Raw genomic sequence first — 11,797 nt, 5'->3', positions numbered from 1 at the left:
TGACCCCGACCGCTGTGTGTTTCGAGACGAGCAATACGAAAGGAACCTTCCAGTATTCAGCTCTCCTCGAAGTATGGTATGATCTCTTCTCGATAGTGGGTCATCGTTTCTTCGAAATCACCGACTGGAATGAGTACGAGGTTGTCGACACCCGCGGTAGAAAACGCCTCGATACGCTCAATCGCCCTCTCGGGATCACCGGCGACACAAATCTGATCGACTGCGTCGTCGGGAATCCGTTCTGTCGCTTCCAGCAGTTGTGCTTCCTGTTGCTCATCGAAGGCCATCTCCCACATGATCGGCGTCTCCTCAGCGATATCCTCATACCCCATGTCGGCCAGTAGCGGAGGTCTGAGCGCCAAGCTCGTTCGATTGCGTTCAATTGCTGCCCGTCGGGCTGTCTCACTATTGTCTGTAACGGTTGTTGGAATCATGAGTGCGCTGTCGATCGATTCGACAGATCGATTCCGGTCTTCTGCGACGTCCAGCACGCGTTGAAGATCTGCTTCGTACTGCTCTGGAGAGTAGATCCACGGGAACCAGCCGTCAGCAACCGCTCCGGTAAAACCGCGCATGCTCGGGCCGTATCCACCGACCCAGAGCGGAGGACGGGGGTCCTGTGCCGGTTTCAGTCCCATGTGTGATCGTTTGATCTCGAAATACTCGCCCTCGAACGTGAACAGCTCTTCGGGCGTGGAATTCCACAGCCCATCGATCACCGACACCGTCTCTTTGAACCGCGTGAATGGCTCATCCCAGTCAATATCCTCGATCGAAGCGAAGTTGAACGCCTCGCCGGCACCGATACCGAGCCCTGCACGCCCATCGGTCATGCGATCGAGGGTCGCAATAGCGTGGGCAAGCTCCGTTGGATGCCGCCGGACAGAGTCTGTAACTCCCGGCAACAGCGTCACTTCGTCGGTCTGCTGGGCGATTGCACCTAATATGGTGAATGCTTCCCACGGTGGATCCACGAGAAACTCTTCCGAGCCTGTCGGATGAAACAGATGATCTGGTACGGAAATGATGTCGAAACCAGCCGTCTCGGCGCGCACCGCTCGTTGGACGGTCTCTGAGACGTTTCCGTAGCTAGCTATTTGGCAACCGAGTCGTATGTTGTTGGCATCAAACCGTGTCATTGAGTCCGATATTGATTGCATGGAGTAAATAATTGATTGTCCAAATTCGACATATTCTAACACGTTCCTTCATCGTTGTGTGCGATCTCTAGATTTATATTCTGGCCACCACGATCTCGATTACCATGAATTTCCTCGGTGAAGCGTACTTGCTTGAGACGGACACTGCCTGCGAGCTGTACGATGTGATTGCTGAATCACCGATTCTCGACCCTCACAGTCATGCGGATGTCGTCGAGATCGTCGAAAATGACGGTTGGAACGACGTTTGGGAGGTTGAAGCAGCGACCGATCACTACGTCTGGGCGGCGATGCGAAAGCGCGGTGTCGATGAGGAGTTGATCACCGGTGACGCGCCGAACCGCGAGAAGTGGAACGCGCTAGCGACGGTTTTTCCCGAGTTTGCGGGGAATCCGACCTACGAGTGGATTCACCTCGATCTGAAGCGACGGTTCGGAATCGAGACGCCAATCTCAGCAGAGACAGCAGACGAAATCTGGCAGGAGACGAAGAGACAGCTCCAACGTATCGATATGCAACCGCAGGAACTTCTTCGGGAGATGGATGTAGAGGTGATCTGTAGCACCGACGATCCGACCTCAAAACTCGAATATCACGAGCGAGCCGTCGACGAGGTGTCTGGTGTGGACATCCGACCGACGTGGCGCGCGGATCGTGCTGTGAATATTGAAACGCCACCGTGGAATGATTTTGTTGACGAATTGGCTGACTCGACCGGAACTGCAACAGACGACTTCGACGGCTTTCTCGACGCGTTAGCGACGACTCACGACTTCTTCCAGGAACATGGCTGTCGAGCGAGCGATTTGGGGATCCACGAACCCGTCTCCCGTCCAGTGAGTAAGACGCGGGCACGAACGATCTATCGGAAAGAGCGCGAGGGACGCTCGCTGAGTGAGCGTGAAATCGGCGACTTCAAGGCATTTATGCTCGAATACATCGGCGAATTAAACGTCGAGAATGGGTGGGTCACCCAGTTACACATCGGACCGCTTCGAGACTACCGGACCAAACTCTACGAGAGGATTGGTTCGGCCTCCGGGGGCACTGTCTCGACGCAACGCATCGAGATCGCAGAAAACATCCGCCACTTCATGAATGTATTCGACGAGGAATGTGAGATTGTCCTCTACTGCGTCGATCCGACGCAGTATCCGACGATTACGACCATCTCACGGGCCTTTCCGAATGTGAGTGTTGGGGCCGCGTGGTGGTTTAATGATAGCTCCTTCGGGATGGAACACCAGCTCGATTACATGGGGTCGGTCGATCTCCTCGCAAATCACGCAGGAATGGTCAGCGACTCTCGAAAGCTTCTCTCGTACGGATCGCGCTTCGAGATGTTCCGACGGTCGCTTGCAAACGTCGTCGGGAATCACGTCGAACGTGGCCGGATACCGATCGAAGTTGCACACGATCTGGTCGAGCACATTGCCTATGATCGTCCCAAGAAGCTCTTTGGCTTTTGATCTAAACCGAGTCGATTCGAACCACTGTTACTGCTGAATGCGTCCAGCATCACTGCTCTGAACGGAGTGCTGTGAGCATTCCTCTCAGATAGCCGGCAGTGTACGCGCGCCCACGGTGTTCCCAATCACTGTCGCCCTCCAAATGCGGCGTATGATCCGGGATCATCACACCCGAAAACCCCACCTCGTCCAGCAGTTTTAGAACCGCGTACTCGTCGTAGTTCCCTTCGTCGATGAACGTTTCCTTGAACACGGGGATCGTTCCCTCCACATCACGAAAGTGAACATAGAACAGTTTATCCCGTTCGCCGAAATACCTGATTACTTCTGCCACGTTTTCGTCCATCTCCGACCAACAACCGAGACAGAACTCCAGTCCGTGATTCTCGCTCGGAACGAGTTCCATCGCCCGCTTAAAATTCTCGAAGCTTCGCGCTAGCTGTGGAATCCCACCGAGAGTCTTCATTGGTGGGTCACTGGGATGCAGACACAGCTTGACACCTGCCTCCTCGGCGACAGGGAGCAGTTCACGCAAGAAGTGTTCATAGTTCTCCCACAGCTCAGCTTCCGTGTATTCACGTCCGTGGGTATAGCTCGTGTCCGTCTCTCGACCGTCGAACGCTGAGACGGTAGCGCCCCCGCGGACTGTCTCGGTGCTGGTTCGCCACACGCCCGCTGGTGCCCAATGATAGCCAAAGAGAGGAATTCCAGCCTCACCCATGTTCCGTACTGTTGTCTTGAGCTTTTTCAGTTGCTCGTCGCGCTTTGTTCCACCGAGCATCATATCCTCGTAGAACGAGACCGGAACGTTCTCGATGGCGTACAGTCGAATCCCAGCATCTTCGACGCGCTTACGTAGCGCGAACAGATTCTCGGCCGACCACTCCCCATCACCCGACAGTGGCATTCGATCGTTGTCGGGCATATGTTCGTAGTCAGGATCGTCGTATTTGTACATGTTCAGAACGATATCATTGGCCCCGAGTTGCTTGATGAACCGCAGACGCTCTGCAGTTGGTTCCATGAACTGTCCCAGTCCCACCCGCATCGGAAGCCCGTCCGGTTGCTCCACAGGTACATCTCCTCGGTCGTTGGCGGACATCAGTTCGTGTTCGTATCGCAGACATCTTAACTGATGTGTCTCTCGACGCGTCCGTTCACACTACCGGTGTGTTTCGCTGACGCGCTCTCCGATCGTATGAAACGACTCCTTGACCGTGGCGTTCCTGTCGACGGTGTCGGCCTCTAGTTTTTCGCTCTCGGAGAGCTGCCCGATCCCGATGCGGTTGCCACGGACATCCATCGCTTATCAACCAACACAGACGTGGTTATCGTGCTGCTCCAGCAACTGATCCAGTACAGCGAAACGGGTTGTAATTAGATGATCGAAGACGAGACCCCTCTCGTCCTCCGTACTTGCTCTCCAATCAGAAACTATACAAACAGTAATAATTGAATATAACAATTCAATAATGTATTCACTCACCTATAGATGAACGAGATGTTCGATCGTATCTATCATCTGCTCTGTGTTTTCCACGGCGATATTAGATCCATTCCTGAGAAACTGGATGAAAGTATCCTATTGTCGATACTGCAGCAAATATGACTGATTATTCACGCTATTGTAGATCGAAGGATGATGATCGAATCACTGTCGTTACAGAGAAAAATACGATAATATATGTTCAATTCCGAGGGTAGGATTCATCTTTCTCCGTATGGTTGCAGACCGTAGTCAACCGTATCTCTGAGGAGAATGAACCATGATCACAATTAACGTACTGGAAAGACAACTACCACTATGGACGGAACCTTGCTCATCTACGGGTCGTACGGCTACACCGGTGATCTCATCACTCGGAGAGCCGTCGACGACGGAGCCACGCCGATTGTGGCGGGCCGACGCGCCGAACCGCTCGAAGAGCAAGCAACGGAATTCGAACTTGATCATCAGGCGTTCAGCCTCACTCATCCAGACATCATCGAATCATCCATTGCAGATGTCGATGCTGTGCTGAACTGTGCAGGCCCGTTTTCAGGGACAGCAGAGCCACTCATCGATGCCTGTCTCGAGACAGGCACCAATTACCTCGATATCGCCGGACGTGTCGAGGTGCTCGAATCAATCGCGGAACGTGATCGTGAGGCCGAAACCGCCGACGTGACGCTGCTTCCAGGCGTCGGCTTCGATGTGGTTCCAACGGACTGTCTCGCCGCGATACTCAACGCCAAACTCCCGGAGACAGAGCATCTCACTCTCGCGCTGGATGGACTCGAAAACTTCTCACCGGGGACTGTCAAGTCCATCATCGAGAGTGTCAATCGACCGAGTGCTATGCGTGAGGACGGCGAAATTCAGAGCGTCTCTCCCGCTTGGCAATCCCGTGAATTCGACTTTGGCTCCGGGGAACAGACAGGGGTAATGGTCCCGTGGGGCGCGCTATCGACTGCATACTACTCGACTGGTATTGGAACCATTGAGACGTACGCAACAGTCCCGCAAGCGGCCGTGCGGTCGATGCGCTACGGAACGGCCGTCACTCCGATACTCACGTTCGGACCCATCCAGCAGCTGCTGCTTTACGCCACCGATTGCCTCGTTTCGGGGCCGACACAGGACGAACGCATACAGAGCACGACACGTCTCTTTGGTGAAGTCACAAACGGTGCTGGCGACCGCGCAACTGCGCGCCTCACTACTCCCGGTATCTACGATGTGACAGCGGCTACAGCTGTCGAATCGGCTCGGCGGGTTCTCTCAGATGAGGTCGAATCAGGCTTTCAAACACCGTCCTCTGCGTTCGGTGCCGACTTCATCACCGAGTTCGACGGTGTCACGCTAGAGGTCGGAGAGATCACCTGAAGGGTATTCTCCAGATCCCTCGCCGGAAGATTCGAATCGTTCTTCGTTTTCACCGGTGGCGAACCAGACGATCTGCCCCACTGGATTCGTGAGGACACACTCATCTCGCAACCAGCGTTGTGTTCGGCGTCCACTTGCGAATAAGCGAACTCACCAACGGTATCAACGTCGGCGGCCCCGTCCTTGTATCGAATCGAAGGATAGACCAACGTTTCATGCGGTGTTGGTGGAGAGATAGAGGTACGTGGCAGCGAGTGCGAGCACAGCTTCGGCTATTTTCGAACTAATGGAGAGCATGTTGGTGGGACCACCCATCGCAAAGAAGGCGACGATGGTTGCAAGCGCGTATCCAACGGCCACAAGATAGAATTCACGCCGCCAGTATCTGGTCAGGAAGACAAGAATGCCGCCAATAAACCCGAGGCCATTAAGAACGAACAACAGCCCCGTTGTCTGATCGAACCCGATCACTTTCGGTGCGAGAAACAAATGGATGGCCGCAGAAATGAGTGCTGTAAGAATGGCAATGTATGCGATAGGATTCGATGGAACATTCATCAGTGAGTGCGAGTTGTCTACGACGGTCGATTGATCGGACATACGGAGAGCAATGGAGGAGTGACTCAAAAAAATTATGTCTATTCTAAATACTTTCACCATTTTTCGATGACGTAGTTTGTATGAGAAAACACATTTATCACCAAACTGTCGCGATATCCATACATTCACTGACCTGTTTAAAACGATGAACACCGGTTACAGTTCTGTTACTACCTGACAAAGATGTTAGCGAACGGATTTATTACCCGATGTACAAGGAGTGATTAGGATGCGTTCCACGCCAAATACAGACATCCGTAGTGTCGACGTCGCTCACGACGAAACGTTTCCGAAGGCAGTTGAAGCCCTGCGAACGCGCCGGTCGGGTCACAATTTCGACCCCGATACGGATCTCGATGACGAGACGCTTAAAGCGCTCATAGAAGATACGACACTCGCACCGTCTTCGTACAATCTTCAGCCGTGGGAGTTTGTCGCTGTCCAAGACGATGACCGGCTCGATGACGTCGTCGAACTCGCCTTCGGCCAAGAGCACATTCGGGATGCTGGCACGGCTATCCTCGTCGTTGGGCACACCACTCCCGAAACGGCCGACCGCGTGTTCGAAGAGTGGGCCGAAGCCGGACGGATGGACGAGGAAACGGCAGAGCAGACCAAAGAGCAGACTGTTGGTCTGTACGCCGACGATCGTATGGGACGCGACTACGGCATCCGGAATGCTAGTCTCGCCGCAGCAAACCTCCTTCATTCGGCACATGCTCGCGGACTTTCCGCGACACCTATGATTGGTTTCGACGCTGAGGGTATCGCTGAGTATCTTGGAGTTCCTGACGACAAAATCCCGGTTATGCTAATCGCTGTTGGTCCGAGCGGTGGCGAGGAACCCGAACGTCTCCCTCGTCGTGCTGTCGACGAAGTACTTCACCGAGAAGAGTACTAACCTCGCTCGTTCATTCATCGCGTCTCGTATCTCAGCGACCTGCTCGTAGTGCACGTGAGCGTACGACAGGCGTAGCTGGGGACGACTCACAACACTCGAGTCAACCACAACGTGCAGAGACATCGCTGCTGTCGATCTCTGTTGAGAGGTGATTCTGTATACAACGCACCTATAACAATATCTCTGCTGTCCTGTACATCTCATTTCATCGAATTTCACTGCTGGTATCGCTCGACTACAGGAACTAACGACCCCAGGATTAATACTACCTATCATCATACCTGTCATAGCCATGTATAATATTGGCAGGAGAGGTTTTCTCAGGGCAGCGGGAACGGTCGGTGTCGCAGGGATCGCAGGTTGTCTGGGGGATATTGCTGGAAGTGGAGGCGGTAGTGACAAGCTCAAGAAACTCGGAATGACCTCGTACGTTCGTGGTGGAGCCTGGATCACCGCGTACAACGAGGCAGCGAAGCTCTACGCGAAGGATCAGAACATCCAGATTGAAGTTAGACCAAACCAGCAGAGCGCACAGAAACAGGTCAAAGACATCCGAGATTTCGCTAACAAGGACTTCGACGGAATCCTCGTGGGTGTCTGGCAGACTGGTGCCGCAAAAACTGCCATCGATTATGCGATGAAGAAAAATGTCCCAGTGTTCGCTACTAACGCCGACACAGCGAGTACGAACGTTCCGATGTATACGGGATTCAGTAACTACGAAGGGGGTGAGAAATGCGCAAAGCAGATGCTCAAGGCACTGAAAGCACAAAAGCCCAATAAAAAACCGTGGAAGGTGCTGAACATTCGTGGCAGTCAGGGCAACCAGTCGGCGAACCAACGCAGCCAGGGCTTCCTTGATGTGATGAAGTCGAACAACGACGTGACAGTCGTGAAAACAATCAACGCTGATTATGCACGCGATACGGCTCTCGAGAAGACCCAAGAATGGATCAACGCGAACAAAAAACCTCACGGAATCTACTCCGGAAATTTATCGATGGGTCTTGGTGTAGTCCAAGCACTTCGAAACCTCAATCTGCTCTTCAAAAAGGGTGACAGCAAGCATATTGTGCTGACACAGATGGACGGCAGTCCGGAGGTAAATCCACTGGTTAAGCAGGGAATGATCGACGCTGCCATCGATCAACCAAACTACTTCTACAACCCTATCGCAATCGCGATGATGAAACAGTACATCGAGAACGGACACTCGATGGATGCGATTCCCGACGTGGACTCGACAGTCACGGCGGATGATTTCACTGTCAAATCGGGTCAACACAAGGGCGTTGATCTTTGGTCGGAATCGATCTGGGCACCGGCCGAAATGAAAGAACAAAACGGACATCCGTGGTTCAAAACGAACAGCATCGTCATAACCCAAGAGAACGCCGACAAACCGTTCCTTTGGGGTAATGTCTGGGGAGAGGCATAAAAATGGAAATGGACGTATTTCGATTCAGTCAATCATGAACGGAGAAAATATCGTCATCGGTCGATTTTTCGAGGACACGGACAGCTTGCTGTTGTCACTGCTGGACAACATGATCTGGCCAATTCTCGCGATCGTGATTCTTGGCGTCCTCGCATTCGTTCCGCAGACCCTGGCCAGCGCTTCGAGTATCCAACTCATCTTCTGGGCGGGGGCACCGCTCGGTCTTCTCGTGCTTGCCGAGAGCGTTACGCTCCTCTCTGGACATTTTGACCTTTCGATCGGTGCCATCGCGGGATTCTCTGCGATGTTCACCGGAATGGTTCTCGGCAACTGCCCGAGCTGCTGGAACTACTCTGACAGCGCACTGCTGGGCTTTGTTCTCATCCTCGTTATCGGTCTCGTTATTGGTGTCGTGAACGGCGTGATGATCGCCAAGGTTGGGCTGAACCCCTTCTTGCAGACACTGGCGTTTCTCATCATCTTAGAGGGCGCAAAGACCGCCATGCAGACCCAGCCTGTTACGGAGCTTCCGGTGGGGTACATTCTGCCAGGAAGTACCGCTCTTATTGCCATTGGACTCGTGCTCGGAGCATTCATCGCCTTCGGTGTCGTGATGAAGTACACTCGGTTCGGTCAGGCGGTGTACGCCGTCGGTAGTGACGCTAATGCCGCACGCGAGGTCGGAATCAACACCGACCGGATCATCATCGCGGTGTACACGATCAGCGGTCTGCTCTCGGCACTCGCAGGGCTGTTGATCACGGGGTTCATCGGCATCGTACCGCCGCTTATCGGCGAGAATCTACTCTTTCAGGCATTTGCTGGGGCTGTTATCGGTGGCGTTAGCCTCTTCGGTGGACGGGGAAAGGTCACGGGTGCGCTTGGCGGCGTTATCCTCATCGAGATCATCCAAACAGCACTGGATAATAGCCCGGCCATTGAGGCGACCCAAATCCAGATGATCAACGGGTTCGTGCTATTGATCGCCATTCTGTTGTATGCCACACAAGAACGTATTCGAGAGCGAGTCCTCGCAAGAACTGGGAGGGGTGAGTAACCATGGATACTAATGAAGCCACGGAAACTATCGATCGGAGTTCCGACGCGTCTGGATTGACTAAAATCAGCGTCGAGAACGTCCGCAAGCGCTTCGGACGGATCGTCGCACTTGACGGCGTCACGTTGGATATTCAGGAGAACGAAATTTTCGCGCTCATTGGCGACAACGGCGCGGGAAAATCGACATTGATGAACATCCTGAGTGGAGTCTACGAGCCAACCGACGGATCGATCTCTCTCGATAGCGAGAAAGTGAACTTCGACAGTCCGAGTGACGCCCGAAGAGCAGGCATCGAAACGGTGTATCAGGATCTCGCACTGATGAACGACTTGGATATCCCATCGAACGTGTTCATGGGTCAGTTCCCGACAAAAGGGATTGGTGCGCTCAGGATCATCGACTGGGACGAAACACGCGAACGCACCGAAGCGATCATTCACGACCAACTAGACCGTGACATCGCACTCAACACGGAGGTAGAGTTCCTCTCAGGCGGTGAGCGCCAGCTGGTGGCTATCGGACGCTCGCTGGCGTTCGACCCGGATGTGATTATCCTCGATGAACCGACGAGTGCCCTGTCGATCGACGCAACGAACCTCGTCCATCAGACAATACGTCGGCTCAAGAACGAGGGCCATACGATTCTTATTGTTAGTCACAGCATTGAGGATGTGCTCGACCTCGCAGATCGTATTGGTATCCTCTTCAAAGGACAGCTCGTGGATGTGACAGACCCTTCAGAGGTCGATATCGAGACGCTCACAAACCTCATTGTTTCCGGAAAACGCGTGCGATAACATCGCTCACCGTTACTCGTTATTTTCAAATTGTTTATGTCAATGTCATTCAAGTGGGTCTATCGAGAACAGTGAAAACCGTACCGCAGTGGAGGTCCACTCCAATCATTGTCTGAGAACAGACCATTAGCGTATGTTGAATGGGGTTGAACCGGTGGGGAATGACAGATAGCGCTGGGTAAACATCTGGTAACGATGTCGCCCGTTAATTCTAACGAAGGAGAGGTCAAAAAAGCGTCGATTTATACTCATTAATGGCCAAATATACACATCAGCCTACACTAACGGTTATAGCTATTGGGCAACGGTCTCGGTAGGCGTCGCTCGTGTTGCAGTTGCTCACAGGAATCTGGTGAAGCAACTAGAAGTATCGGAAGAATCGGAACCGACGCACATCCGTTTAAGCCATCGGGTGTCGAACGGTCGAATTATACTATGATACGCGATGCTCGGGTGCTCCAATCCCAGTTCGTCCCGGACGATGTCGAGCATCGAAACGCTGAGGTCAACGCACTCTCGAACACTCTCAAACCGATCATGGACGGTCACTCCGGTGAACCGTCGCTCTTACTTGGTCCAACCGGTGCCGGAAAAACCTGTATTGCACGGTTTACTGTCGAGCGGTTGCGCGAGAATGTGCTGGACATCAAAACACAGTATGTGAACTGCTGGCAGGACTATACACGTTTCAAAGTCCTCTATCGCATCCTCGAAGCGATCGATCGGACGGTCGATATCCACCGACGATCGACGCCAAAAGACGAACTGTTGGATCGGGTCCGGGCGTACGATGGTCCGCAGTGTGTGGTTATTCTCGACGAGGTTGATCAACTGCAGGAAAACCGCGTGCTCTACGATCTCTATCAACTTCCCCGAATTTCGATGATTCTCATTGCCAACCGCGAACGTGACCTGTTCTCGCTCCTCGATGACCGCCTCACGAGTCGCTTACAGACGTGCGTTCGTATCTCCTTCGAGAAGTACCCGCTCGATGAACTCGTGGCTATCCTCAAAGCGCGAGCCCACTGGGGACTCTCTGAAGACGCTATTGGGACAAATGAACTCGAACTGATTGCCGATGCAGCGGCAGGCGATGCTCGGATCGCAATCAGTATTCTCCGAAATGCCGCGCGGTTGGCCGACCAGTGTGGCTCCGATCGCATTTCGACCGACCTCGTTCACGACGCGGTCCCGGAGGGACGCGATGAGGTCCGTCAGAAAACCATCGACCAACTCACTCCACACCAGCGCACACTATACGACATTCTCAACGATGAGGGAGAATTGGAGATGGGTCCGCTCTATGATGCCTATCTCGATGCGGTCGATGCCCCGAAAACGCGCCGAACAGTCCGAAACTATCTCTCGAAGATGGAACACTATCGGCTCATTCACGCTGACGGGCAAAATCGCGCCCGGACCTATCGACCGCGATAACCCACCGAGCATCTTTGGAGTACGAATAATCTGGATGCGATGATCGGCGAGCGCCCCTCCCAGAATAAC

At 53.4% G+C, this 11,797-nt stretch carries 11 protein-coding genes; 7 read left to right on the top strand and 4 right to left on the bottom strand.

Going from position 1 to position 11,797, the window contains the following annotated elements; all coding sequences use genetic code 11:
* Window positions 1–56: 56 nt before the first annotated feature.
* Window positions 57–1,139: an LLM class flavin-dependent oxidoreductase gene (locus tag MW898_RS06475; RefSeq protein WP_248905584.1), complete on the bottom strand. Its 1,083-nt coding sequence runs from the start codon at window positions 1,137–1,139 to the stop codon at window positions 57–59.
* Between the two features lie 125 nt (window positions 1,140–1,264).
* Here MW898_RS06475 and uxaC point away from each other — a divergent pair, with 125 nt between their 5' ends.
* Entirely contained in the window at window positions 1,265–2,629 is a 1,365-nt protein-coding gene (uxaC, locus tag MW898_RS06470; protein ID WP_248905583.1) for a glucuronate isomerase, read from the top strand.
* A 49-nt stretch (window positions 2,630–2,678) separates the two neighbouring features.
* Here the strand turns inward: uxaC and MW898_RS06465 are convergent, their stop codons facing one another.
* Both MW898_RS06465 and MW898_RS06460 read right to left on the bottom strand, forming a co-directional pair.
* Entirely contained in the window at window positions 2,679–3,731 is a 1,053-nt protein-coding gene (locus MW898_RS06465) for a mannonate dehydratase (RefSeq protein ID WP_248905582.1), read from the bottom strand.
* Between the two features lie 60 nt (window positions 3,732–3,791).
* Window positions 3,792–3,932 (bottom strand): hypothetical protein, encoded by a 141-nt coding sequence (locus tag MW898_RS06460; protein ID WP_248905581.1) that lies wholly within the window; start codon window positions 3,930–3,932, stop codon window positions 3,792–3,794.
* A 501-nt stretch (window positions 3,933–4,433) separates the two neighbouring features.
* Here MW898_RS06460 and MW898_RS06455 point away from each other — a divergent pair.
* On the top strand, window positions 4,434–5,495 hold the full coding sequence (locus MW898_RS06455) for a saccharopine dehydrogenase family protein (RefSeq protein ID WP_248905579.1): 1,062 nt from the start codon (window positions 4,434–4,436) through the stop codon (window positions 5,493–5,495).
* Between the two features lie 213 nt (window positions 5,496–5,708).
* Here the strand turns inward: MW898_RS06455 and MW898_RS06450 are convergent, their stop codons facing one another.
* The gene (locus tag MW898_RS06450) at window positions 5,709–6,095 is read right to left on the bottom strand and encodes a DUF7475 family protein (RefSeq protein WP_248905577.1); all 387 of its coding nucleotides are present in this window, start codon (window positions 6,093–6,095) and stop codon (window positions 5,709–5,711) included.
* Between the two features lie 229 nt (window positions 6,096–6,324).
* Here MW898_RS06450 and MW898_RS06445 point away from each other — a divergent pair, with 229 nt between their 5' ends.
* The 5 genes from MW898_RS06445 to MW898_RS06425 all read left to right on the top strand — a co-directional run bounded on the left by MW898_RS06445 (window position 6,325) and on the right by MW898_RS06425 (window position 11,728).
* Window positions 6,325–6,996, top strand: a complete 672-nt coding sequence (locus MW898_RS06445; protein WP_248905575.1) for a nitroreductase family protein — start codon at window positions 6,325–6,327, stop codon at window positions 6,994–6,996.
* A gap of 292 nt (window positions 6,997–7,288) precedes the next feature.
* Window positions 7,289–8,434 carry a sugar ABC transporter substrate-binding protein gene (locus MW898_RS06440; protein ID WP_248905573.1) on the top strand — a complete coding sequence of 382 codons (1,146 nt, stop codon included), beginning with the start codon at window positions 7,289–7,291 and terminating at the stop codon, window positions 8,432–8,434.
* Between the two features lie 34 nt (window positions 8,435–8,468).
* On the top strand, window positions 8,469–9,491 hold the full coding sequence (locus MW898_RS06435) for an ABC transporter permease (RefSeq protein ID WP_248905571.1): 1,023 nt from the start codon (window positions 8,469–8,471) through the stop codon (window positions 9,489–9,491).
* A gap of 2 nt (window positions 9,492–9,493) precedes the next feature.
* Window positions 9,494–10,291, top strand: a complete 798-nt coding sequence (locus MW898_RS06430; protein ID WP_248905570.1) for an ATP-binding cassette domain-containing protein — start codon at window positions 9,494–9,496, stop codon at window positions 10,289–10,291.
* 435 nt (window positions 10,292–10,726) lie between these two features.
* Entirely contained in the window at window positions 10,727–11,728 is a 1,002-nt protein-coding gene (locus MW898_RS06425; RefSeq protein WP_248905569.1) for a Cdc6/Cdc18 family protein, read from the top strand.
* Window positions 11,729–11,797 lie beyond the last annotated feature (69 nt).

Source organism: Halocatena marina, from assembly GCF_023276375.1.
Lineage (GTDB): Archaea > Halobacteriota > Halobacteria > Halobacteriales > Haloarculaceae > Halocatena > Halocatena marina.
This window is presented reverse-complemented; position numbering and strand designations above follow the sequence as displayed.